Source organism: Bradyrhizobium lablabi, assembly GCF_018131005.1.
GTDB lineage: Bacteria > Pseudomonadota > Alphaproteobacteria > Rhizobiales > Xanthobacteraceae > Bradyrhizobium > Bradyrhizobium lablabi_D.
Window position 1 is genome coordinate 104,260 of record NZ_JAFCJK010000007.1, and the last position, 23,087, is coordinate 127,346.

A 23,087-nucleotide genomic window follows, 5' to 3' on the forward strand; every position below is an offset into this window, starting at 1 on the left:
TGCCGCCGGGAGGCGACGGGCGGATGGATAGGATTTTCAAGATGGGATTCCCTGCTGGGGTTGCGGCTGTGCCGCGTAGCATTCGGCTAAAGGGCCGATCGAGCTGGTAGATCAGGTTAGGCCTGCTGCGGCTTGCTCGGCGAGTATCTGCACTACGCGCGGGTCGTCGAGAGCGACGTCGCCATTCTTGTCGACCGCCGACTGCGGTATCCCGCACGCGGTCGAATACACAACAACGCCGCCGGCTTCGAGTGTTGCGTGGGTCTCCTCGAACTGGCTAAGGAGCCAGGTCAGGGTATCCAAACTGGAGGCGCCGGCCTTCGCCTCGCCCATAGTATTGATCAAGTGGTAGTCGGAGCCTCGCTTGCGGATGCTCTTGTAGCCGATGGCGCGGGCACGGGTGCGCAGTTCGTTGATGGTGGTCATCTATGCAGCCTCCACCGACAGGGCATTGTCATTCGCCGGCGCGACCGTGCAGCCCTTCGCCCACCGGTCCAGTTCGTCGGTGCTGTAGACGACCGCCCGGCCGAACCGCATGAAGCTCGGCCCGTTGGTGCCGTAGCACCGGGCCTTGTCCAGAAAGGATTTCGAGACGCCGAGATATTCGGCCGCCTCTCGTACTCTGATGTTAGCCATGAATAGCCTCCGTTGGTTGTTGACGGAGGGCTATATGCTCGCATGCAGCCGAAAAATCAGCCGCATGGCGTTACTAGAACTGTGCGGTTAGTCCTTGGCGGCGCGCCACATCGCGACGCACTTCTGGATATGACGCTCCGTATATCCGAAGTGCTGCTTTGTTTTCGCCACGGCTTTCTCGTAGGTTTCGCCCCGGTCCTGGAGGTCGGTCACCATCTCCGCGACGTCCAGCCATTCCTTCGGCAACTTCTTGCGGCCACCGCGCAGCGCCTTGGCATCGCCGGGACGCAAGCCGAGAGCAGCGATCCACTTGGCCGCCAGCGCCTGCACGGTCCTGTCGGCGTTTCCGGTCTCGAGCTGCCGCACTAGTGCGTGCAGCGCATCCTCCGCGCGTCCCTCGTTAATCGCCGCTGCAATCGGGTGGGCAGCCACACTGAACGACTTCGGGAGCGGCGCCATCACTTGCTTCCCGCGATTGCCGCGGCGATCTTGCCACCGATAGCCTCCACAGCACGTTTAGCAGCCTCGTCGGCAAGGTGGGCGTATCGTGCCGTCGTGCTGGGATCGGCGTGGCCGAGCAAGGCGCCTATAACGGGTAAGCCCATCTGGTCGCCGACCCCCGTGGAAGCGAACGTGTGCCGCAAGTCATGGATTCGCGCATTCTTCACTCCAGCGCGCTTGCAGATTGCCGCCCAAGGCCTTTTAAGGTCGGCGCGGGGTTTCTCACGCTTGGTACCAGCGCTCTCGCCAGCGATGACATATGCGCCAACGCGAGTCAGCGCCTTGATGATCTCGATCGCGGCGGTTGGCAGATAGATGTCCTTGTCGCCGCTCTTGCTGTCTGGCAGCCGCAAAACTCCATGATCGAGGTCAACCTCCGTCCAGCGCAAGTTGAGGATTTCACGCAGGCGGGCGCCGGTCAGCATGATCAATCTGATTGCCGCGGCAGCGTATGGCGACATGACGACTAACTGGCCCTTGGGCGCGTGCTTCGCCGTGCCGGCGTCCACAGGCAGCCCGACAGTCTCCGCCTCGATCATTGCGTTGCCAATGGCCCGCAATTCGTCGGCGCCGAGGTACCGCTTTCGTTTCTTCTCCTCGTTCAGATTGGCGCCGGAGGCGGGGTTCATGCCTTCGGGAACGTAGGTCGGTGCGCCCACCTTCGAACTATTCCGTGCGCCCCAGCCATACGCGGCCGACAGCAACTTGACAGCGCGGTTCGCCGATACGCGGGCCTCGCGCGACATAAGGGAGTGCGCCCGGTTGACGTCGGGCCGCGTCAGCACCACAGCCTTTATCTTCCCCAGCCGTGGTCCGATGTGCTTCTTCAGCAGCATTCGGTAGAGACCGGCCGTCGACGCCTTCGCGGTATGCTCGCTGATGTATCTTGAGACTAGCTCCTCAACCGTCACACTTGCCCGCTCGTCGCTGCGATCCTTGGCAAGGTCTTTGCCCAGAGCCGCGTTGGCGATGGCCTTGCGGGCCGCCTCACGTGCCTCGTTGGGCTTCAGCGTACCGACCCGCCCCAGCTTTAACCGCTTCTTTGAGCCGCCAGCCACGGGCCGGAATTCGGCAAAATAAGTGCCTGTGCCGGTGGTCGTCCTGTAGAGCCCAAAACCCGCAAGATCCTCATCGAAATAGTACGTCGTACGGTTCGGAACCGCCGACTTCATCAGCGCCGCAACCGCGTCGGTCGTGATTTTGATCGACATGTCGCCCCACCAAATTTATAGCCACTATATAGCCAGCAATATGGCTATCGGCTCTGAAAAGGCAAGTGGACATAGGTTGGATAACGTTGGAATTATCGGGATTTTTGCGCATCATCCAACGCAAGGAATGGCTATAAAACGGGTCGTTTATAACTGGGAGACTAGGGGTCGGAGGTTCAAATCCTCTCGCTCCGACCAATATAACTAAACTAAGTAGAATCAATCGCTTGATAGGGCGCCGAACGCGTCTCCTCTTCTCGTAGCACCGATCGGAACCGCCGATTCTGTTTTGACGGCTGCCGCCCCCGAACCGTCAACCTGGGCGATGATGATCCTGGGCTTTTGCGGGTCGGGTTTCCTTGCTTACCGGCGCAAGGATCAGACGACGCTCAACGCCGCATAGAGCACCATCACCCTTTGACTTGAGATCGAAAGACCGCCTTCGGGCGGTCTTTTGCGTCAGCTCCAATCGCCCAGCTCACCTTGGACCGCAACCTGTCACCTTCCACGGAGGTAACGACGTTACGGAATTCCGGCTTAGCCCGAACCGTCCTTCATCGCTGCGTCCAGCATCTCCCGGCAGGCAACCAGGTCTTGCAGGGCGCTCTCGAGCCGCGCGCGATCGGCGGCCGCGACGCCGCGCACAGGAGGAGCGGCAGCCTGCGCTCTCGCCGGCTGGGCCCTCGCCTTGTAGGTCGACAGGATGGCGTCCTCGTCGGGGTCGACGAAGCGGTAGTCGATCCCTCCCTCGTCGCCGTCGCCCTCCTCGCCGTCGAGATCCGCGCCGTCGGTCATCTCGGCATCGTCGGGCTCAGCCATGCTGTGGCCGACCGCTTCCTCGACCGCGCCGAACGATACAGCCGCGGTCTGGTCGGCGATGCTCTGCACCGATTTGATGCCGTGCTCCTTGAGGATCCGTTGCACCCCGCGGATGGTGTAGCCCTCGCCATAGAGCAGGCGGCGGATGCCCTTGAGCAGGTCGACGTCGTCGGGACGATAGTAGCGACGGCCGCCACTACGCTTCATCGGCTTGATCTGCGCGAAGCGCGTTTCCCAGAATCTCAGGACATGCTGGGGAATATCGAGTTCGTCAGCGACTTCGCTGATGGTACGGAACGCATCCGGCGCCTTGTCCAAACGCCCGCTCCTCTGTGTCAGAGCATGACCCGGAAAGTGGAAATCGGCCTTCCGAAGATATCTTGCTCAATCGAATAGGTCAGTCAGCCTTACTGCCGTCGCCATTGGGTGCGTGACCATTGATGCGCTGCTTCAGAATCGCCGACGGCTTGAACACCATAACGCGACGAGGCGAGATCGGCACCTCGGTGCCGGTCTTCGGATTACGTCCGATCCGCTGTCCTTTCTTGCGCACCATGAACGACCCGAACGACGACAGCTTCACCGTCTCGCCCTTTTCCAGGCAATCGGTGATCTCCTTCAGCACGAGTTCAACGAAGGCAGAGGATTCGGTCCTCGAGAGGCCTACCTTTTGATAGACCGCCTCGCATAGATCAACGCGTGTAACTGTTTTGCCGGTTCCCATGCTCATCGCCTGCCCCACATCTCGGCGAACAATTTGTTGACTGAAATTAAAAGCTTAGCGCGCAATGGTCAACAGCGACCATCATGCACAAGCATGAAAGAAGACAACAAGACGCCAGCACCACTTAACGATGCGGTTACCAGCGCAGGAGCGCCGAACCCCAGGTGAAGCCACCACCCATCGCCTCAAGGAGCAGGAGGTCCCCCTTTTTGACGCGTCCATCCTTCACCGCGACTGCCAGAGCGAGCGGGATCGACGCGGCCGAGGTGTTGCCGTGCTTGTCGACGGTCAACACGACCTTCTGCGGCGCAATATGGAGCTTGTGCGCCGAGGCATCGATGATGCGCTTGTTGGCCTGATGCGGAATAAACCAGTCGATGTTCTCGGCGGTGATGCCGGTCGCATTGAAGGCGTCGACGATCACGTCGGTGATCATGCCGACCGCGTGCTTGAAGACCTCGCGCCCTTCCATGCGCAGATGTCCCACCGTCCTGGTCGAGCCTGGGCCGCCATCCACGAACAACTTGGACTTGTGACGGCCGTCGGAGCGCAGATGCGTCGTCAGCACGCCGCGGTCGCTCGCGTTGCCCGCCTGTTGCTGCTGGGCCTCGAGCACCACCGCGCCAGCGCCGTCGCCAAACAGCACGCAGGTACCGCGGTCGTCCCAGTCCAGGATGCGCGAAAAGGTCTCCGCGCCGATCACCAACGCCCGTTTATAGGCCCCCGCGCGCAGGAAGTTGTCGGCGGTCGCGAGTGCGAAGACGAAGCCCGAGCAGACCGCCTGCAGATCGAAGGCCGCGCCATGGCTGATGCCGAGCCCATGCTGGACCGCGACCGCGGTCGCGGGAAAGGTATTGTCCGGCGTCGAGGTCGCAAGCACGATCAGGTCGATCGCCTGGGCATCGAGCCTTGCATGGGCGAGCGCGGCGCGCGCCGCCTTGATCGCGAGGTGCGAAGTGAACTCGTCGTCGGCTGCAATGTGGCGCTCGCGGATGCCCGTGCGCTGCACGATCCATTCATCCGAGGTGTCGATCTTGGTCGCCAGTTCGGCATTGGTCAAAACCCGCTCCGGCAAATAAGAGCCGCAGCCGAGCACGACCGAACGTATCGCAGTCAAGAGACATCCTCCGGCGCGGTCTGCGCCTGCACCAGCGCACTGCCGTCGCGATTGAGCATCTGATTGATCTTGGTGAGGAGATCGTAACGGGCCATCTCATAGCCCCAATCCACCGCATAGGCAAAGCCTTCCGCGCTGGTGCCGCCATGGCTCTTGACCACCACGCCCTTCAGGCCGAGCAGCACGCCGCCATTCGACTTGTTGGGATCGAGCTTGTCGCGCAGCTTCCCGAACGCGCCACGCGCAAACAAATAGCCGATCCGCGCCCACACGCTCGAGGTCATCGCGTCTCTGAGAAATCCGAACATCTGGCGTGCGGTTCCCTCGGCAGCCTTGAGCGCGATATTGCCGCTGAAGCCTTCGGACACAATCACGTCGGCCAAACCCTTGCCGATCCCGTCGCCCTCGACGAAACCGATATAGTTGAACTGCGGCGAATTCATCGCACGGAGTATCTCGGCGGCCTCGCGAATTTCCTCATGGCCCTTGATCTCCTCGACGCCGATATTGAGGAGGCCCACGGTCGGACGCTCGAGGTTGAACAGGACGCTCGCCATCGCGCTGCCCATCACCGCCAGCGCCACCAGATGGTGGGCGTCGCCGCCAATGGTTGCGCCGAGATCGAGCACAACCGAGTCGCCCCGCAGGGTCGGCCACACTGCCGCGATCGCCGGACGGTCGATGCCGGGCAGCGTGCGCAGGTTGAAGCGCGCCATTGCCATCAGCGCCCCGGTATTGCCCGCGGACACCGCGACGTCGGCCTCGCCCTTTTTCACGGCATCGATCGCCAGCCACATCGAGGAGGTCTTGCGGCCGCGGCGCAACGCCTGGCTCGGCTTGTCGTCCATGCTGACGGCAACGTCGGTGTGAACGACCTTGGACACCGCCTTTAGTTCGGAATGCTTGGCGAGTTCTGGCTCGATCCGCGCCCGATCGCCAAAAAGCAGAAACTCGCTCTCGGGATGACGGCTCAACGAGATCGCGGCGCCCGGAATGACGACCGATGCGCCGGCATCGCCACCCATGGCGTCAAGCGCGATTCGAACCTTTTGAGGCATGAACGTCCCGGAAACCTGCTCTCTCACGGCCTTCACAACAAAGGCCGCGCGCTTAAGGCCGCCGCTGTCAACGGCGCGCGGCGAGACGCCAACACGCATCCCGGCCGGGCCGCGACAATACCGTGTCCTCGGACCGACACAACCTCTCGGCCGCAAGCCGCCACATCAGGGAACGTCTGCAAAGACCGTCTCATCAATCCAGTAATACTATATATATTTCAGCGTCTTGCGCACATTCTTTGAAGCGGTGCCAGATAGGGTTCGCGGAGAGCTCTGGCCAGTCGTCCACTTCAATATCGGGCTACTTGCCTCCTCCCTTCGTGCCGCCGGGCTTTTCCCGCAGAGCTTCCAGGGCGGCAAACGGATGATCTTCCGGGTCACGTACTTCAACCATCGACTCAAAGACCGCTTCCGGCTTGCGCGGATACGGGTCGATTCCCAGAAACAGCGCGTCGGTGGCGAGGCGGCCGATGTCGATGAAGCCGTTCACGATCGGCTCTGGCGGGTCAAGTGTCTTCCCCCCTTCGCCCTCGGCATCGTCGATCAGATCGGCCATCTGCGGAATCTGCTCCGGCGGCGCGAAGATCAGGTCAATCGGCTCGTCGATGTCGTTCTCGATCGGATCGAGGGTGACGACGCAGGTCTGTCCAATCCGCGCCTTCACATGGCCTCCGACGTGGAAGCGCCCGTCGCGCCTCGGCGTCACGTTGAATGAGGCGTGCGCGGAGATGATCTCGCGGAGGCCCGCGATTTCGGCCATCGCCCGGCGCACGGCGGAGTCGGCCTCGATCTCACGATGCAGCCCGGTCTCCGGAATCTGCGCGACGTTCACGGGAACGCGCCAAGGATCGTGCGGAGGATCGCGCGGTGTGTCGGGCCGATCGGTCATGCGGTCGGGTCCGCTGTCAGAGGAATGGGAAAGCGCCACGCCCCGCCCCTCAACACGGCCGTGTCGATCCGGGCGAGCTCCGTGATTGCCCGCCTGGCGTAGGTGGCCAGTTCACGCGCTTTGTCGATGCTCTCACCATTGAGAATGTTCCGGCAGAAGGCGTGTGCCAGCGCCTCATGGCTATCGGTCAGGGCGAGGTCATAGGCGGCGGTGCGGCCATAGAACGCCTCGCCAAATGCCTGCATGCGCTTGGGAACCGCGAGGTCGCCGACCCCCATCTCCCGCAGATTGTCGTCCATATCGGCGCAGAAGCGGTCGAACAGGGCTTGCGACAGGTCCGAACCGGCCTCCGCGGATTTCAGCCTCTGCAGCACGAGCCACAGATGCATCAAGAGCAGGTCAAAACGGCCGCTGACCGTGTCCGGAACGCCCAAGTCCCGGTAAAACAACGGTTCTCGCGCCTGTGTCACGATCATGCCATAGATGATCTCAATGGTGCCGGGCGGGGCTGCCCGGGTTTTTCTGAAGCGGTTGAAGGGCCAAAGCATAGTGGGTTCCGCCTACGAGCCCGGTGCGGTCGCTTGTTGGAGGCTCGCCTGTATTGCAATCCATTGAGCTGCCGGGTACGTCAACGCCTCGCCCGATGCAAGGGGACGAATCAGTTCCGCCGATGACCGATACCAATCCAAGACGCCCGCGCACGGCCCCGTTGCGCGGCATGCTCTCGCGCTTTCGCGCGGTTGCAGCGGTCAGCCTCGTCTGTGCCGCGCTCGGCGCCTGCACCGGCGAGCAGTTCCAGAAGGGTTATATCCTGCCCCAGGGCGCGCTCGAGCAAATCCCGATCGGCGCGAGCCAGGACCAGGTGCTGATCGTGATGGGCACCCCCTCGACCGTCGCGACCCTGGATGGCGAGGTGTTCTACTACATCTCGCAGCGTTCGGAACGCCCGGTCGCGTTCATGAACCAGCGCGTGGTCGACCAGCGCGTGATCGCGATCTATTTCGACAAGAACCGCCAGGTGCGCCGCCTCGCAAATTACGGCCTGCAGGACGGCAAGATCTTCGACTTCGTCAGCCGCACCACCCCGACCTCGGGTCAGGAGATGTCCTACCTGACGCCGCTCTTCAAGCTCTTGAGCTTCAACTAGGCGCAGCGGGGACAGCCGCACAGAGCCGCACTGAAAGCACAGCCGGCATCCTTCAATTCCTCAACTCACCCGCATTGTACGCATTCCATCTGCGCGAGCTAAGTCATCTTCGCAGCACCACTAATCTCCGGCGTTGACGCGACGGCCTTTTTGATGCAACCTCAAGGTGCGTCATCCAAACAAGAATAATCGGTACTTGGCGATGCTGGGCGAACCGGCTTCGGCGTCAGTGCACGACGTCGGGCGAATGCAAATTCTGGAGCGCGAAATCCTTGCGATCGCCGACTACGAGAGACAGCGTCTCGGGCAGGAATTGCATGACGGGCTGTGCCAGTCGCTTACCGGCATCGCGGCGCTCACGGTGGTGCTGTCCCGCAGTCTGGCGGCGAACGCTGAACCAGGTCCCGCCGCAGCCGCCGCCGAGATTGTCCGGCTGCTGAACGAGACGATCGGCGAAGCGCGCGACCTCGCCCATGGTCTCTGCCCGGTCGGCCTGAACGGCGCGGGGCTGGTCGGCACCCTCGACTCTCTGGCACGCAATGTCAGCCGTGGGCAAGGCGCGTTCTGCTCGTTTGTGGGGGATAGGCGCTGTCCCGAACTTCGCCCGGAAACAACGGCACACCTCGTGCGCATCGCCCAGGAAGCCGTGCGCAATGCAATCACTCACGGCCGCGCCGGTGAAATCGAAATTCGTCTGGCATGCGCCGATGGCGCGGCATCGTTGAGCATCCGGGACAATGGCGTCGGCCTTCTCGGACAGCGTCGCGGCGACAGCGGCATTGGATTGCATACGATGGGTTACCGGGCGCGCGCGATTGGCGGTTCGCTTGAAATAGCGCCGCAGCCCGGACGCGGTGTCGTGGTCACATGCGCCTTTCCGCTGCCGTCGAGCGACAAATCGACGGAGGGCGCCAACAATGTCCGCGGTCCCTGATGAACCCTCGCGCACTGCCCCGAAGACGCTGCTCGTTGTCGACGACCATCCCCTGCTTCGTCGCGGACTGACAGCCCTGATCGAGTCGGAGCCTGGCCTCGCCGCCCATGGTGCAGTCGGCACACGGGTGGCTGCGCTCGAGGCAATTCGGAAAATGCCACCTGATCTGGTGATCGTTGATCTTGCGCTTGGCGACGAGGACGGTCTGGATCTCGTCAAGGAAATCAAGACCCGCTATCCCGATGTTCCATCACTGGTGCTCTCGGTACACGATGAGACGGTGTATGCCGAGCGCGCCCTCGGGGCCGGTGCGCTCGGTTACGTCACCAAGCAGCAACTGGATGAGACCGTATTGGCTGCCATTCACCAGGTCCTCGCCGGCGAAACGTACATGAGCGAGGCACTGCAGCGGCGATTGGCAAGGCAATATATCGGCGGCCGAACGCTCGAAGCAGCCTCGCCGGTCCACTCGCTCAGCGACCGCGAATTGCAGGTGTTTCGACTCGTGGGACAAGGCCGGACCACGCGTCAAATTGCGGGGATTCTGAGCCGGAGTGTGAAGACGATCGAATCCCACATCGCACACATCAAAAACAAGCTGGCGATCGAGTCCGCCGCCGAGCTCGCCCAGCGCGCCACCCAATGGGTCGAAGCCGGCCGCGTCGGCTGAAATTCTTTCGATTCGCCCAAGATGGGGTTTACCCTAACGCGAAGAAATCGCCCCGTCCTGATGACTTCCCGCCCGTTACAGCGCAGAGCCGATAGCGGGCCGCGTAAGCCGGGCAGGCTGGGAGATGTTGCGAAAGCGAATTGGACAATCAAGGCGGGGCCGGCGGCGTATTCTCATCGTGGACGATCACCCATTGATGCGACGCGGGCTTGCCGCGCTGATCAGTGCCGAACCTGACCTCATTGTCTGCGCAGAGGCGGCCACCCTGCAGGATGGTCTCGTCGCCATTGCAGTCACGCAGCCTGACCTTGTGATCGCCGATCTTTCGCTGATCCACGGCGACGGTTTGGAGTTGGTGAGAGAAGTCCGTTCCCGCCATCGCGATCTGCGAATCCTGGCGCTGAGCATGCACGATTCCCCGCTCTACGTCCGTCGCGCCTTTGCGGCCGGGGCCGACGGCTACCTCGCCAAACATCTGATGACCGAGACGCTGCTGCCGGCGATCAGAAGCGTGTTGCGCGGCGAAACATATGGGACACCCGAGGACTGAAGGCCTGTTAGCACCGGAGCGAAACCGCGCGGGTCGCCTCTATGGGGAAATCCCCTACGCGAAAATCAGGACGCACTCCCGATGCAGGTAAGCGGGCATCGAGGGCATCGTCGGTCCAGGCACTGGCGTCGACCCAAGGGAAGCGGCGAAGTCTGCGTGGGTAATGAGCGAGCCCGCGACATGGTCGTCGATACCTCCAAAGCAAACGTCAAGCGCCTCGCAACAGGGAAGCGGAAGCGACCCGGCGATCGAAACGACAGGCAACGCTTGCCGCGTGTCCTGTGTCATCGGGAGAAATACCAATGGTCGACACCTACACCATCTACCTCGTCAACAAGTCAGCCGACACGCAGCTGTTTTGGTGTTTCCTGGCGCCTCCCCAGGAGCTCGTCAACGACCCCAAGGTTTACGCCAACTCCAGCGCCAATCTGGCAGTCAGGCCGAATAGCGTCGCTTCAAATTATTTTCAGATACCCATTCAGTATCTGGTTGGCGCTGGAGCGAGCACCAACGCCGTCGGACTGAACGTTGTAGTCGTTTCCAACGTCATCAATGATGCGAACTTGCAGGATACGTGGGAGGCAAGCTACGCCAACTGGCCACCTAACGAAGGGCCGACAATGGCCAAGACCGGTGTGCAGGCTCCTGCAAATACCATCGCCATTGCGTCCAACCCGTACGATAAAGTGAACAACGAGAACAATGGCTGGTTTGCCAACCAGTCCTTTGGAATTCAATCCGAAGCAGGTTTCATCGGCATGACCTGGGATCCTGCACCCAACCAAACGAGAACGCTGACGCCCAAGCTCACATTTTATTTGGCTACCGGAGACTACAACAGCAACGCCCTCGCCAGCTGGAATGACGTTTCCAATGATGCACAGGCCGTCAACGCTCCGGGCGACTTTTCGTACAACAAATGCACGGTGACATACAGCGCGAGCGGAACCTGGTCGGTGACTCCAGGAGAACCCCCGACTCTTGCACTTGCTGAAGACCTCGACTGGTTCCTGTCAGATGCCCACAATGAATTGGTGGCGCTCGCCTACCTCAACAAAGGAAAGGGCGAGACTGACAAACTCGTCAGTGTGCACTGGGATTCGACTGCGTCCAGGGTTGAGGGGCCTGAGGTCTTCATTACCGGAACGATCACTGTCGCCACAGCCTTAACCGCAGCGTTTACGTATTTCTTCATCTCTGGCGTCAAATGCGATATCAGGAGCCGGCCAAGCGGAACGACGGTCAGGTTCAGCTACGATGGCAATCAGAGCGCCCAGCACATAAAGAGTCTCTTCACGGTCGGAGCTTCACTGATTTTTGGTGGAGCAAGATGAATTGATTTTGCTTGGGCGATCTCGAACCGCGTCCAGCTATCTGGCTCCGTGGGTCGGGCTTCTCCAGCCTCCAAGTAACCGAGTGTCTGGTTCGGCCGCGGTGTGGCACCTCTTGTGCTGCTCCGCGGAACCGGCGTGCTCAGCACACAACCCTTCCCTTCACGGATTTCGGACCCGCGGACGGACTGCGCCAAGTCGCCACTTGCCGGCGGCGCGAGGGCTCCCTACGCTTGCCCACAAAACAATTTGTGAGCAGGGGGTGAACGCGTGACCAGCAGACCATTTTCCCGCCGTGCCGTGTTGTCCGGCGCAGCCGCGCTGTCGACCGCAGCGGTCCTGCCACGCGCGAGCCTTGGCGCCGGCGACTGGCGGCCGACCGAAACTGTCCGAATCATCGTACCGGCGGCGGCCGGCGGCTCGACCGATGTGATGGGACGGCTGCTCGCGGCGCACCTGCAGCCGATCTGGGGGCAGTCGGTGGTCGTGGAAAACCGTTCCGGCGCCGGCGGCACCATCGGCACCGCGGAGGTCGTGCGCAACAAGGGCGATGGCCACACTATCCTGATCGGCAATCCCGGACCGAACGCGATCGCCTACAGTATCTTCAAAAACCTTACCTACAAGGCGGACCAGTTGCAGGCGGTCTCCAACATGATCCGGATCCCGAACATCGTGTCGGCGCACCCCTCGACCGGCATCAAATCGATCCCCGAGCTGATCGCCTATCTGAAGGCGAATCCGGACAAGCTGACTTATGGCTCATCGGGCACCGGACAGAGCCCTCACCTGACCGGCGCGTGGTTTCTGCAACTCACCGGCTTGAAGATGACACATGTGCCGTTCCGTGGCGCCGGGCCCGCGCTGCAGGCGGGACTCGCCGGCGACATCCAGGTCCTTTTCGACAATCTCTACCCGTCGCTGCCGCAGGTGCTCGACGGCAAGCTCAACGGCCTCTGCGTCACCACGCCCGAGCGCAGCGACTCCGCGCCGAGCCTGCCGACCATGCGCGAGGGCGCCCCTGAGCTTGCCAAGTTCGACGTATCGTCCTGGTTCGGCGTATTCCTGCCGAAGGCGACACCCGCGCCCGTCGTCGATGAGCTGAACCGGCAGATCAAGGCGATGCTCGATCGTGACGACATCAGGAAGAACATCGCCGGTATGGGTGCACGCCCCGACTACGGCTCGCCGCAGCAATTCTCCGATTTCGTCGATGCCGAGACGAAGAAATTCGCCGCCATCATCGAGAAGGAAGGCTTGCAGATGGAGGTGAAGTGATCCGGCTCGGCCAGACTAGCCCGTCGTGACCCCATCGATCGGGCTGATGTCGCCGACGAAACGCAGGAGGTCGCTCATCAGGAACGTGCCTGGTGTCTTCGCCGGCAGGGTCGGTCTCCAGGTTGGATCGCTCAGATAGGACTGGTTGTCGCCGGCAACGAGGCCAATGAAGACCTCCGCCACGATGCGCGCCCCGACGGGACCGAGCCGCTGGCCGCCGCGCTTCACTGCCGCTTCCTTCAAAATGTAATACCAGAGCGGCGTCTTGCGATCGAATCCGTGGGCGGCCGCGACAGCTCCATCGATTCCGGTCGCGATCTCCGCCGGGGTGAGCGCAGCAATCCCCATCACGCGCGCCACGTCCTGTCCTGACGGCAATCCTAGATTCACGCCCCGCTGCAGATTGCGCAGCGGCAAACTGCCGCCACCGCCCGGCAGGTCGTGCAATTGCGGAATGAGGAACGGATCGATCTTGCGCGAATGGTTGAACAGGAAGTTCGGCGTCGGCCCGACCGGAGGATCCAACTCATAGAATCGGCTCCAGTCGATAATCCAGTCTGTCGGCAACGTCGCGGCGTTGGGCGGCAGCCCCTGCGAAGGCGGCAACGTCGCGGCATCCTGACCGAGAATGATGCCCGAGAGGCCGGAGAACGCAAACTCGAGCTTCAGCGTCGCGGGCGTGAGCCCACCAAGCGTAAAGACGCGATTGTGGCTGTAGGCTTCGCGGACCATGCTGTGGCCAAGGCGGTAAGCCGCCGCCGAGAATTCGACCGGCATGTAGGGCACCTTCTGGAAGCGGTAGAACTTTCGCCCTTCGTGCAGGATCTTCGCCACGATCCCGGCTTCGGTGATGCGCTCGACAAAATCGTGCAGCACCATCCACTGATAGTGCCAGGTGACCTGCTTGCGCGCTTCGGAGAAAAGCCTGTCCGCCGCGGGCGGGTTCGCGCCATCAGCCAGACGGTCGACCATCTTGTTGTGGAATTTAAGGAACGCGAGATGGGTTTGTGCAACCAGCAGGTTCTCGTCGTTGCGGTGATCGCCGATCAGCGCGCGTCCCTGCGAATTCCGCGTCAAGTCATTGAGCAGGTCGCCCGCGGCGCGCGGCGTGGCTGCAGTCTTGCCGATCAGGAACTTCGGCCCCGGCTGGGTCACATTGTTGGGATCACGAGCGTAGAGTTGCGGACTGCCGTCCGGTCCAAGGCCGTAGACGCTGTCGAGATCGAGCCGCGGCGTACGGAAGTTCGTCGTGGCGTGCGGATCTTCCTGCTTCTCCGCGATTGACGTCAAATCGAGCGTGATGTCGTGGTCGACGAATTGACCGAGATATGTGAAGCCGGAAGGAACATTCGGATTGTCACCTGCCGCGTCGTTTGGCTGAGCGTCGCGCATTGCGTCTGCCAGCGCCCGCAGCGCCGCTTCCGGCGGCGCGAAGGCCGGAAGATCGAACATCCTGCCAAACAAGCCGGGATCGGCGTTGTCGCTGAAAGGTCTCAGTCCGGCCTTCGTCGGATGCCGCCCTGCTCTGCCGTGCCTCGGATTTATATTCGCAATCTGGGTCATGCCTGCCTCCGTGAGCGAGAAGTCGCACTGGTCACGCACGGGGTACGTTCTATTTGGACTGCAATCTGTGATTGATCACACAGTCAGCCGCGACATAACGTCAGGCTGCGACATATCGACGGGCCAACGCAAAAGCCCCGCGGCGGTGCCGCGGGGCTCTTAGTTTTCGTGATCCGCCTTGGTTCAGTGCGCCAGGATCGCCAGCAGCAGCAGCGCCACGATATTTGTGATCTTGATCATTGGGTTTACCGCCGGGCCCGCCGTATCCTTGTAGGGATCGCCGACGGTGTCGCCGGTCACCGCGGACTTGTGGGCATCGGAGCCCTTGCCGCCATAGTGGCCGTCCTCGATGTACTTCTTGGCGTTGTCCCAGGCGCCGCCGCCCGAGGTCATGGAGATCGCGACGAACAGGCCGGTGACGATGACGCCGAGCAACATGGCACCGACCGCGGAGAACGCCGCCGACTTCCCGGCCGCGCCACCACCCGCGATCGCGTAGATCAGGAAATAGACCACGATCGGCGACAGCACCGGCAACAGCGAGGGGATGATCATCTCTTTGATCGCCGCCTTCGTGAGCAGGTCGACGGCCTTGCCATAGTCTGGTTTATCGGTGCCCTGCATGATGCCGGGCTTCTCGCGGAACTGGCGGCGCACCTCCTCGACGATCGCGCCGGCCGCGCGTCCCACCGCGGTCATGCCCATCGCACCGAACAGGTACGGCAGCAGGCCACCGAACAACAGGCCCACCACCACGTACGGATTGTTGAGCGAGAAGTCCGGATTGACGCCCTTGAAATAGGCGTGCGCGTTGCTGTCGCTGATGAAAAATTTGAGGTCCTGGTTATAGGCCGCAAACAGCACCAGCGCGCCGAGACCGGCGGAGCCGATCGCGTAACCTTTGGTCACCGCCTTGGTGGTGTTGCCGACCGCGTCGAGCGCGTCGGTCGACTTGCGCACCTCTTTCGGCAGGCCCGCCATTTCGGCGATGCCACCGGCGTTGTCGGTAACCGGCCCGAAGGCGTCGAGCGCCACGATCATGCCGGCCAAGGCCAGCATGGTGGCAGTCGCGATCGCGATACCGAACAGGCCGGCCAGGCTGTAGGTGACGAGGATGCCGGCGATGATGACGAGCGCTGGCAGCGCGGTCGCCTCCATCGACACCGCCAGACCCTGGATCACGTTGGTGCCGTGACCGGTGACCGAGGCCGAAGCAATCGACTTCACCGGGCGATAATCGGTGCCGGTGTAGTACTCCGTGATCCAGATGATCAACCCGGTGACCACGAGGCCGACCACGCCGCACCAGAACAGCGCCATGCCGGTGTAGTCGACGCCGTCGAGCTTGCCGAAGCCGATCAGCCAGTTGATCGCGGCCGCGACGCCGACCAGCGACAGCACGCCGGTGGCGATCAGGCCCTTGTACAGCGCGCCCATGATCGACTGGTTGGCGCCGAGCTTGACGAAGAAAGTGCCGATGATCGAGGTGATGATGCAGATGCCGCCGATCGCCAGCGGCAGCGTCATCATGTTCTCCAGGATCGGCGTCTTGGCGAAGAAGATCGCGGCGAGCACCATGGTGGCGACCGCGGTCACCGCATAGGTCTCGAACAGGTCGGCAGCCATGCCCGCGCAATCCCCGACATTGTCGCCGACGTTATCGGCGATGGTCGCCGGGTTGCGCGGATCGTCCTCGGGAATGCCGGCCTCGACCTTGCCGACGAGGTCGCCGCCGACATCGGCTCCCTTAGTGAAGATGCCGCCGCCGAGACGGGCGAAGATCGAGATCAGCGAGGCGCCGAAACCGAGCGCCACCATCGCATCGACCACGGTGCGGCTATCCGCCGCGAGCCCCAGGAACTTGACCAGTACCATGAAGTAGATGGTGACGCCGAGCAGCGCGAGACCGGCGACCAGCAGGCCGGTGATCGCGCCAGCCTTGAAAGCGAGTTCGAGCCCGCCGGCGAGCGAGGTGGTCGCCGCCTGCGCGGTGCGGACGTTGGCGCGCACCGAGACGTTCATGCCGATGAAGCCCGCCGCGCCCGACAGCACGGCGCCGATCGCAAACCCGATCGCGACCGGCATGCCTAGCAAGTAGGCGAGCAGGACGAAGATCACGATACCGACCATGCCGATCGTGGTGTACTGGCGGCGCAGATAGGCCTGCGCGCCCTCGCGCACGGCCCCCGCGATCTCCTGCATGCGCGGACTTCCCGCATCCGCGTTCAAAACCGACGACGTCGCCCAGATCGCGTAGACGATGGAAAGCGCCCCGCAGAGCACAATCACCCATAATGCTGTCATTGAATGTTGCCTCAGATCCTTGATGTAACCCCCGCGCCTTTTGTTGCCACGGATGCGGCCGGCGCTTGTTTCTCGAGCGCCATCCCTCCCCAAAAAGGGCTGGCCTCAAATCGGGCGCGACCTTGCCAAAATCGTTACTTCTGCGCAACGCTGCCAAAGTCAAAAAACGCCGATATCGGCTGGTATTTACAAGGGAAGTCGACCGTTTCAGCCGGATTTCTAGAAATGGCTGTAGGACAGCCGCGTCAACGGCAGTTCCCTGCCCTGTGCATCGAGGAAACTCGGCGGCGATGAGCCGGCGATGAACCCACCGATCGCCGTCACGGCGACCCCGGCCCGGCGGGCGGCCTCCGTAAAGGCGGTCATGCGATCGCCCGGTATCGCGCATAGCAGTTCGTAGTCATCGCCGCCTGTAATCAGGGCTTCGATGCCGATTACCTTGCGCGCCAGCAGCGTGGTAGCCGGCTGCGACAGCGGAACGCTCTGGACGTCGATGATCGCCGACACGCTGGAGGCCGCGCAGAGCTTGGCGAGATCGCCGGCAAGCCCGTCCGAAACATCCATCGCGGCACTTGCGTGTTCGCGCACCGCGAGCGCGAGCGCGTTGCGCGGCTGCGGCACCCGGTAGCGGGCAGCGAGCGCCTCACGTGCGCCCGCGTCGGCGACCAGCGCACCGGCAGCGGCCCCGCCCTTGATCACGTCGAGCCCGAGCGCGGCATCGCCGATCGTGCCGGTGACAACCACGCGGTCGCCCCGATGGGCGCCGGCGCGATGGATCATCCGGCCCGACGGCACACGCCCGAACGCCGTGATCGAGATCATCAACGGGCCCGGTGTCGACACGGTATCGCCGCCGAGCAGCGGACAGCCGTAATGCGCGGCATCCTCCCCCAGAGCCTGCGCGAACGGCTTGAGCCATGCCTCGTCAACTTCGCGCAGCGCCAGCGTCAGCACGAAGCCCGCGGGCACGGCACCTTTGGCGGCGATGTCGGACAGGTTGACCCGCAGCGCCTTGAGCGCAATCGTATCGGGTGGATCATCGGAAAGAAAATGTACGCCCTCGACGATCGCATCCGTCGTGACCACGATATCCTCGCCGGCTCCCTTCAGCGCGGCGGCGTCGTCGTCGAGGCCGAAGGCGCCCGCGTCGGTCGCGAGCGGCTTGAAGTAGCGGGCGATGAGGGAGTCTTCGCCCGAAGTCCGCTTTTCTTCCTGGGTCACGACAGCAGTCCCGTCATCCTGAGGTGCGAGCCTTTGCGAGCCTCGAAGGATGCACGGCCGAGGTGCATCCGCGTCGCCACGCCGTTGTCCTTCGAGGCCTCCGCTTCGCTACGGCACCTCCAGCGACAACGGCAAAGCCGTTGCGCGGGATGACGGCTACGGCAACAGTCATCGCCGTGATTCACCCACGGACAAACTCATCGGCGCGGAACTGGCGCGCAATCTGGTCGAGCACGGCGTTCACCATGCCGGTCTCGTCCTTCTCGACAAAGGCATGCGCGACGTCGACATATTCGGACACCACCACGCGGCCCGGCACGTCCTTGCGGTGCTCGAGTTCGTAAGAGCCCGCGCGCAACACTGCGCGCAGGATCGCGTCGATCCGCTTGAGTGGCCAGCCCTTGGACAAGGCGTCGTCGATCAGCGGATCGAGCTTCGCCTGGTCGCGCACCACGCCTGAGACGACATCACGAAAGAACGCGGCCTCTGCCGGCAGATACTTCTCCCCCTCGACCTCATTGCCGAGCCAATGGCTTTCGAACTCGGCGAAAATGTCGTTCAATCCCGCACCGGCGATATCCATTTGGTATAACGCCTGAACGGCCGCGAGCCGCGCCGCGCCGCGCCGGTTGGCTTTCCTTTCGGGCGCTTTCGCCGGCTTCTTGTTCTCTGCCATGATCAGGCCTTTGCCAGCCGGCGCTTGATGCGCAGCATCGCGAGCGCCGCACGCGCGGCATCGCCGCCCTTGTTCAGTTCGCTGGCGCGCGCCCGCGCCCACGCCTGCGCCTCGGTGTTGACCGTGAGGATGCCGTTGCCGAGCGGAAACTTCCGGCTCACGGCCAGATCCATCAGCCCGCGCGAGGATTCCATCGAAACAATCTCGAAATGGATGGTCTCGCCACGCACGACGCAGCCGAGCGCGACCGCCGCGTCAAACGCCCTGCCCGTGGCTTCGGCCGCATCGATCGCGATCGCAATCGCCGCCGGAATTTCCAGCGCACCGGGCACCGTAATCACGTCATGGGTCACGCCGGCCGCCTTCAGCTCAGCAATCGCGCCTTCCAGCAGCGCATCCTGGATGTCGTCATAAAACCGCGCCTCGACGATCAGCACGCGTGCGCCTGAAATGTCGGTCTGGTCCTTCAAGGGTGCGCGCCGTGCGTCAGCCATTCAATCTATCCATTCGATCGGTGTCTCGTCCTGAGGAGCGGCCGTCGGCCGCATTTCGAAGGATGGGACGGTTCCGGCCCTCGTGGTTCGAGATGGCGCGAGCGCCTCCTCTCCATGAGGGTGTCGGGTCGGCGTTTTAGGCGCGACAGCCCCCAAAGCCAAGGCCACTTTCTACTTCATCTCCGACAGCCGCGCCGCATAGCGGGCCATCAAATCGACCTCGATATTGACCTCGCTGCCGGCTCGCCAGCCGCTCAAGGTTGTCACATTGAGTGTGTGCGGAATGATCAGAACCGAAAAGGTGATGTCGTCGACCGTGTTCACGGTCAGCGACACGCCATCAAGCGTCACGGAGCCCTTGGCCGCGATGAAGCGCGCGAGCTCCCGAGTGGTCTTGAGCTCGAAACGCGCCATGTCGGGCAGGTCGTCGCGCCTGACGATGGTGGCGATCCCGTCGGCGTGCCCGGCGACGATATGACCGCCAAGCTCGTCGCCGATTTTCAGCGCACGCTCGAGATTGAGCCGGGTTCCAGCAATCCAGTGCTTCGCCGTGGTCATGCCAAGCGTCTCTGCCGCGGCATCGACGTCGAACCAAGACTTGCCGTCTGCAACGCCCGAGGCAACCACGGTGAGGCAGACGCCGTTGCAGGCGATCGAGGCGCCGTCGGCGATGGTGGCCCGGTCGTAACGGCAGGCGATCCGCATCCGGTGCAACTGCCCCAGCGCCACCGGCGTCAGGCTGGTGATTTCGCCTACATCGGTGACTATCCCGGTGAACATTACGTGCGCTCGTAAATCGTCAAACTGTCCTTGGCGAGGTCCTCGCTAGCACGAAGCCTGAACGCCTGCGACTGCGTGATTGCGGTCAGCGGCAATGCGTCGAGCGCGGGCACGCCGTCGGCGCCGATCGTATCAGACCCGCGCAGCAGCCGGATTTCGTCGACGAGGCCCGCAGTGACAAAAGACGACGCGACCAGCGCCCCACCCTCGACCATCAGCCGCGTGATCCCCTTCTCCGCCAGCGCACGCAACAGTGCCGGCAGATCGAGCCCCGGCGGATTGGTCGTCGCCTGAAGGCGTATCACCTGCGCACCGGCGGCGCCGAGCTTCATCGCGGCAGCAGCTTCTGCAAAGTCCGACGTCATCACCCACAGCGGCGTCTCGCGCGCCGAATGCACCAGTCGGCTGCTTCCCGGTATCCGTAACGCGCGGTCAAGCACCACCCGCACCGGCGAGCGCCCCGTCATGCCCGGCAGGCGGCAGGTCAGCATCGGATCATCCGCCGTGACTGTCCCGATCCCGACCAGGATCGCATCGCACTGTGCCCGCATCAGATGGACCCGCTTCCGCGCGGACTCGCCAGTGATTGCGACGGGCTTATGGCCGGCGGCTCCGATCTTGTCGTCCGCGGACACCGCAAGCTTCAGGATCACATGCGGGCGGTTGTCCCGGATTCGGCGAAAATGTCCGGCGTGGTCGCGCGCTGCTTCCGCAGCGCATAGCCCGACATCCACCGCAATCCCGGCGGCGCGCAGCTTGTTGTGTCCCTTCCCGGCCACCGCCGGATTGGGATCCTCGATGGCCGACACCACGCGCGCAAGGCCCGCCGCGATCACGGCGTCGGCACAGGGCGGCGAGCGGCCGAAATGCGAACAGGGTTCGAGCGTCACATAGAGCGTGGCGCCGCGCGCGGCCTCGCCGGCGCGCCGAAGCGCTTCGACCTCGGCATGCGGGCGTCCACCGGGTTGCGTCCAGCCGCGGCCGACGATCACGCCATCCTTGACGATGACGGCGCCCACCGCCGGATTGGGCCAGGTGCGGCCCAGCCCGCGCCGGCCGAGCGAAAGCGCGAGCTGCATGAAGCGTAGATCGGCGGCCTTCGCCTCCGTTGATTTTTGCGCAAGCTGATTTTCCAGGATTCGGAAGATCATTTGCGTAACGTCGCGACCCGCGGATCCTCTTCGCCGGTCAGCTCGTCGAGCACGGCTTCGAAGTCCTTGGCTTCGCGGAAATTGCGGTAGACCGAGGCGAAGCGGACATAGGCGACGTCGTCGAGCTGGCGCAGATGCTCCATGACGATCTCGCCGATCGCCTCCGAGGACACTTCGGCCTCGCCCCCGCTTTCGAGCTCGCGCACGATCGCGGACACCATCTTCTCCAGCCGCTCGGAATCCACCGGGCGCTTGCGCAACGATATCTGCAGCGAGCGCACCAGCTTGTCGCGGTCGAACGGCACCCGGCGACCGTTGCGTTTGATGACGGTGAGTTCGCGGAGCTGCACCCGCTCGAATGTCGTGAATCGGAAATTGCAGGCGATGCAGACGCGACGCCTGCGGATCACGGCCGAGTCCTCCGTCGGACGCGAGTCCTTCACCTGCGTATCAAGACTGTTGCAGCTCGGACAACGCATCCAACGGGACCTTTACTTCCTATTTGCGCATGATCTCCGCGCAAACGCTTGCGTTTGTCGCGAGGCAAAACCTGTGTCGACTTTCCCGGATCGCGCGACGTTACTGATAGATCGGGAAGCGATCGGTCAGGGCCTTCACGCGTTCCTTGATCGCCGCCTCCACCAGCGGCGCCTTGCCGTCCGGCGACTGCGCGAGCGCGTTCAGCACCTCGGCGATCATGCCGCCGACCTGCTTGAACTCGGCGACGCCGAAGCCGCGCGTCGTCGCGGCCGGGGTGCCCAGGCGGAGACCCGACGTAACGAACGGGGTTTCGGGATCGAACGGAATACCGTTCTTGTTGCAGGTGATGGCGGCGCGCACCAGCGCCTTCTCGGAGATGTTGCCCTTCAGGCCCTTCGGGCGAAGATCGACCAACATCAGATGGTTGTCGGTGCCGCCCGAGACGATGTCGAGGCCGTGGCCGCGCAGCGTCTCCGCAAGCGCCCTGGCATTCTCGACGATGTTCTTCGCGTAGACCTTGAACTCCGGCCGCAGCGCCTCGGCGAACGCGACGGCCTTCGCCGCGATCACATGCATCAGCGGACCGCCTTGCAGGCCCGGGAAGATCGCCGAGTTCAGCTTCTTGGTCAGCGTCTCGTCATTCCACAGGATCAACCCGCCGCGCGGGCCGCGCAGCGACTTGTGGGTGGTGGTGGTGGTGACGTGAGCATGCGGCACCGGCGAAGCGTGCACGCCGCCCGCGACGAGGCCCGCGAAATGCGCCATGTCGACCATGAGATACGCGCCGATGGAGTCGGCGATCTCGCGGAAGCGCTTGAAGTCCCAGGGCCGCGAATAGGCCGAACCGCCGGCGATGATCAGTTTCGGCTTCACCTGCTCGGCTTGCTTCGCCACTGCGTCCATATCGATGAGCTGGTCCTCGCGACGCACCGTGTAATGCGCGGCCTTGAACCACTTGCCGGACATGTTGACGGGCGAGCCATGGGTGAGATGGCCGCCCGCGGCAAGATCGAGCCCCATGAATGTGTCGCCGGGCTGCAGCAGTGCCAGGAAAACCGCCTGGTTCATCTGGCTGCCGGAATTCGCCTGGACGTTGGCGAACTGCGCACCGAACAGCTTCTTGGCGCGCTCGATCGCCAGCGTCTCGGCGACGTCGACCCACTCGCAACCGCCATAGTAGCGCGCGCCCGGATAGCCTTCGGCGTATTTGTTGGTCATCACCGAGCCCTGCGCCTCGAGCACCGCGCGGCTGACGATGTTCTCCGAGGCAATCAACTCGATCTCGTGGCGCTGCCGGCCGAGTTCGCCCTTGATCGCGGCCGCGATGTCCGGATCGGCTTCGGCAAGGCTCGCCGTGAAGAAGGAGTCGGGCGCGGAAGCGGCTTTGGGCGAGGTCATCGGCGAAATATCTCCACCGCCGCAAGCCCTTACGGTGAGGATGCGGGCGGTCACGAGTGGCGGTCGAAGCGGTCCGTAAGATTTACCACATCGCCCCCTTCAGGCCAAGCGATTGCGGTCCGCGGACATCAATTATGCCAGATATGGTGGGGATG

At 63.1% G+C, this 23,087-nt stretch carries 25 protein-coding genes and 1 pseudogene; 7 read left to right on the forward strand and 19 right to left on the reverse strand.

What is annotated here, in order from left to right; genetic code table 11:
• Positions 1-111: 111 nt before the first annotated feature.
• The 4 genes from JQ553_RS21895 to JQ553_RS21910 form a co-directional block, all read right to left on the reverse strand.
• Complete coding sequence (locus JQ553_RS21895; protein WP_212502087.1) at positions 112-426, reverse strand: hypothetical protein; 315 nt, start codon at positions 424-426, stop codon at positions 112-114.
• Positions 427-636: an AlpA family transcriptional regulator gene (locus tag JQ553_RS21900; RefSeq protein ID WP_212502088.1), complete on the reverse strand. Its 210-nt coding sequence runs from the start codon at positions 634-636 to the stop codon at positions 427-429. It abuts the gene before it with no gap.
• An 87-nt stretch (positions 637-723) separates the two neighbouring features.
• Positions 724-1,095: a hypothetical protein gene (locus JQ553_RS21905; protein WP_212502089.1), complete on the reverse strand. Its 372-nt coding sequence runs from the start codon at positions 1,093-1,095 to the stop codon at positions 724-726.
• On the reverse strand, positions 1,095-2,348 hold the full coding sequence (locus JQ553_RS21910; RefSeq protein WP_212502090.1) for a site-specific integrase: 1,254 nt from the start codon (positions 2,346-2,348) through the stop codon (positions 1,095-1,097). Before JQ553_RS21910 ends, JQ553_RS21905 begins: the two co-directional genes overlap by 1 nt.
• Before the next feature lie 280 nt (positions 2,349-2,628).
• Here JQ553_RS21910 and JQ553_RS35330 point away from each other — a divergent pair.
• Positions 2,629-2,751, forward strand: a pseudogene (locus tag JQ553_RS35330) (PEPxxWA-CTERM sorting domain-containing protein); the annotation flags it as partial.
• 134 nt (positions 2,752-2,885) lie between these two features.
• Here the strand turns inward: JQ553_RS35330 and JQ553_RS21920 are convergent.
• From JQ553_RS21920 to JQ553_RS21945, 6 genes are all read right to left on the reverse strand, one after another.
• Positions 2,886-3,485: a MerR family transcriptional regulator gene (locus JQ553_RS21920; protein WP_212502092.1), complete on the reverse strand. Its 600-nt coding sequence runs from the start codon at positions 3,483-3,485 to the stop codon at positions 2,886-2,888.
• Between the two features lie 79 nt (positions 3,486-3,564).
• Complete coding sequence (locus JQ553_RS21925; RefSeq protein ID WP_212502093.1) at positions 3,565-3,891, reverse strand: integration host factor subunit alpha; 327 nt, start codon at positions 3,889-3,891, stop codon at positions 3,565-3,567.
• Positions 3,892-4,027: 136 nt separating this feature from the next.
• Positions 4,028-5,008, reverse strand: coding sequence for a beta-ketoacyl-ACP synthase III (locus tag JQ553_RS21930; RefSeq protein ID WP_212502094.1), 981 nt, complete (start codon positions 5,006-5,008; stop codon positions 4,028-4,030).
• Positions 5,005-6,066 carry a phosphate acyltransferase PlsX gene (gene plsX, locus JQ553_RS21935; protein WP_212502095.1) on the reverse strand — a complete coding sequence of 354 codons (1,062 nt, stop codon included), beginning with the start codon at positions 6,064-6,066 and terminating at the stop codon, positions 5,005-5,007. Before plsX ends, JQ553_RS21930 begins: the two co-directional genes overlap by 4 nt.
• Before the next feature lie 301 nt (positions 6,067-6,367).
• Positions 6,368-6,955: a DUF177 domain-containing protein gene (locus JQ553_RS21940; RefSeq protein WP_212502096.1), complete on the reverse strand. Its 588-nt coding sequence runs from the start codon at positions 6,953-6,955 to the stop codon at positions 6,368-6,370.
• Positions 6,952-7,503 (reverse strand): ubiquinol-cytochrome C chaperone family protein, encoded by a 552-nt coding sequence (locus tag JQ553_RS21945; protein WP_212502097.1) that lies wholly within the window; start codon positions 7,501-7,503, stop codon positions 6,952-6,954. The genes JQ553_RS21940 and JQ553_RS21945 overlap by 4 nt, the downstream gene beginning before the upstream one ends.
• Before the next feature lie 122 nt (positions 7,504-7,625).
• Between JQ553_RS21945 and JQ553_RS21950 the strand changes: the two genes are divergently transcribed.
• The 6 genes from JQ553_RS21950 to JQ553_RS21975 all read left to right on the forward strand — a co-directional run bounded on the left by JQ553_RS21950 (position 7,626) and on the right by JQ553_RS21975 (position 12,865).
• On the forward strand, positions 7,626-8,102 hold the full coding sequence (locus tag JQ553_RS21950) for an outer membrane protein assembly factor BamE (RefSeq protein WP_212502098.1): 477 nt from the start codon (positions 7,626-7,628) through the stop codon (positions 8,100-8,102).
• A gap of 202 nt (positions 8,103-8,304) precedes the next feature.
• Positions 8,305-9,036, forward strand: coding sequence for a sensor histidine kinase (locus tag JQ553_RS21955; RefSeq protein ID WP_249144528.1), 732 nt, complete (start codon positions 8,305-8,307; stop codon positions 9,034-9,036).
• A complete protein-coding gene (locus tag JQ553_RS21960) occupies positions 9,020-9,706 on the forward strand; it encodes a response regulator transcription factor (protein ID WP_212502100.1) in 687 nt (228 codons plus the stop codon). The genes JQ553_RS21955 and JQ553_RS21960 overlap by 17 nt, the downstream gene beginning before the upstream one ends.
• Positions 9,707-9,830: 124 nt before the next feature.
• Entirely contained in the window at positions 9,831-10,256 is a 426-nt protein-coding gene (locus JQ553_RS21965; RefSeq protein ID WP_283817278.1) for a response regulator transcription factor, read from the forward strand.
• Between the two features lie 302 nt (positions 10,257-10,558).
• The gene (locus tag JQ553_RS21970; protein ID WP_212502102.1) at positions 10,559-11,590 is read left to right on the forward strand and encodes a hypothetical protein; all 1,032 of its coding nucleotides are present in this window, start codon (positions 10,559-10,561) and stop codon (positions 11,588-11,590) included.
• 267 nt (positions 11,591-11,857) lie between these two features.
• The gene (locus JQ553_RS21975; protein ID WP_212502103.1) at positions 11,858-12,865 is read left to right on the forward strand and encodes a tripartite tricarboxylate transporter substrate binding protein; all 1,008 of its coding nucleotides are present in this window, start codon (positions 11,858-11,860) and stop codon (positions 12,863-12,865) included.
• Between the two features lie 15 nt (positions 12,866-12,880).
• Here JQ553_RS21975 and JQ553_RS21980 read toward each other — a convergent pair whose 3' ends face one another.
• The 9 genes from JQ553_RS21980 to glyA all read right to left on the reverse strand — a co-directional run bounded on the left by JQ553_RS21980 (position 12,881) and on the right by glyA (position 22,932).
• Entirely contained in the window at positions 12,881-14,428 is a 1,548-nt protein-coding gene (locus JQ553_RS21980) for a heme peroxidase family protein (RefSeq protein ID WP_212502104.1), read from the reverse strand.
• 183 nt (positions 14,429-14,611) lie between these two features.
• Positions 14,612-16,732: a sodium-translocating pyrophosphatase gene (locus tag JQ553_RS21985; protein WP_212502105.1), complete on the reverse strand. Its 2,121-nt coding sequence runs from the start codon at positions 16,730-16,732 to the stop codon at positions 14,612-14,614.
• Between the two features lie 219 nt (positions 16,733-16,951).
• Positions 16,952-17,953, reverse strand: a complete 1,002-nt coding sequence (thiL, locus tag JQ553_RS21990) for a thiamine-phosphate kinase (RefSeq protein ID WP_212502106.1) — start codon at positions 17,951-17,953, stop codon at positions 16,952-16,954.
• 181 nt (positions 17,954-18,134) lie between these two features.
• Positions 18,135-18,629, reverse strand: coding sequence for a transcription antitermination factor NusB (gene nusB / locus JQ553_RS21995; RefSeq protein WP_212502107.1), 495 nt, complete (start codon positions 18,627-18,629; stop codon positions 18,135-18,137).
• A 2-nt stretch (positions 18,630-18,631) separates the two neighbouring features.
• Positions 18,632-19,123 carry a 6,7-dimethyl-8-ribityllumazine synthase gene (gene ribH, locus JQ553_RS22000; protein ID WP_212502108.1) on the reverse strand — a complete coding sequence of 164 codons (492 nt, stop codon included), beginning with the start codon at positions 19,121-19,123 and terminating at the stop codon, positions 18,632-18,634.
• Positions 19,124-19,294: 171 nt separating this feature from the next.
• Complete coding sequence (locus JQ553_RS22005) at positions 19,295-19,903, reverse strand: riboflavin synthase (RefSeq protein WP_212502109.1); 609 nt, start codon at positions 19,901-19,903, stop codon at positions 19,295-19,297.
• A complete protein-coding gene (gene ribD, locus JQ553_RS22010) occupies positions 19,903-21,054 on the reverse strand; it encodes a bifunctional diaminohydroxyphosphoribosylaminopyrimidine deaminase/5-amino-6-(5-phosphoribosylamino)uracil reductase RibD (protein WP_212502110.1) in 1,152 nt (383 codons plus the stop codon). The genes JQ553_RS22005 and ribD overlap by 1 nt, the downstream gene beginning before the upstream one ends.
• The gene (nrdR, locus tag JQ553_RS22015; RefSeq protein ID WP_212502111.1) at positions 21,051-21,533 is read right to left on the reverse strand and encodes a transcriptional regulator NrdR; all 483 of its coding nucleotides are present in this window, start codon (positions 21,531-21,533) and stop codon (positions 21,051-21,053) included. The genes ribD and nrdR overlap by 4 nt, the downstream gene beginning before the upstream one ends.
• A 100-nt stretch (positions 21,534-21,633) precedes the next feature.
• Positions 21,634-22,932 (reverse strand): serine hydroxymethyltransferase, encoded by a 1,299-nt coding sequence (gene glyA / locus JQ553_RS22020; protein WP_212502112.1) that lies wholly within the window; start codon positions 22,930-22,932, stop codon positions 21,634-21,636.
• Between the last annotated feature and the right edge of the window lie 155 nt (positions 22,933-23,087).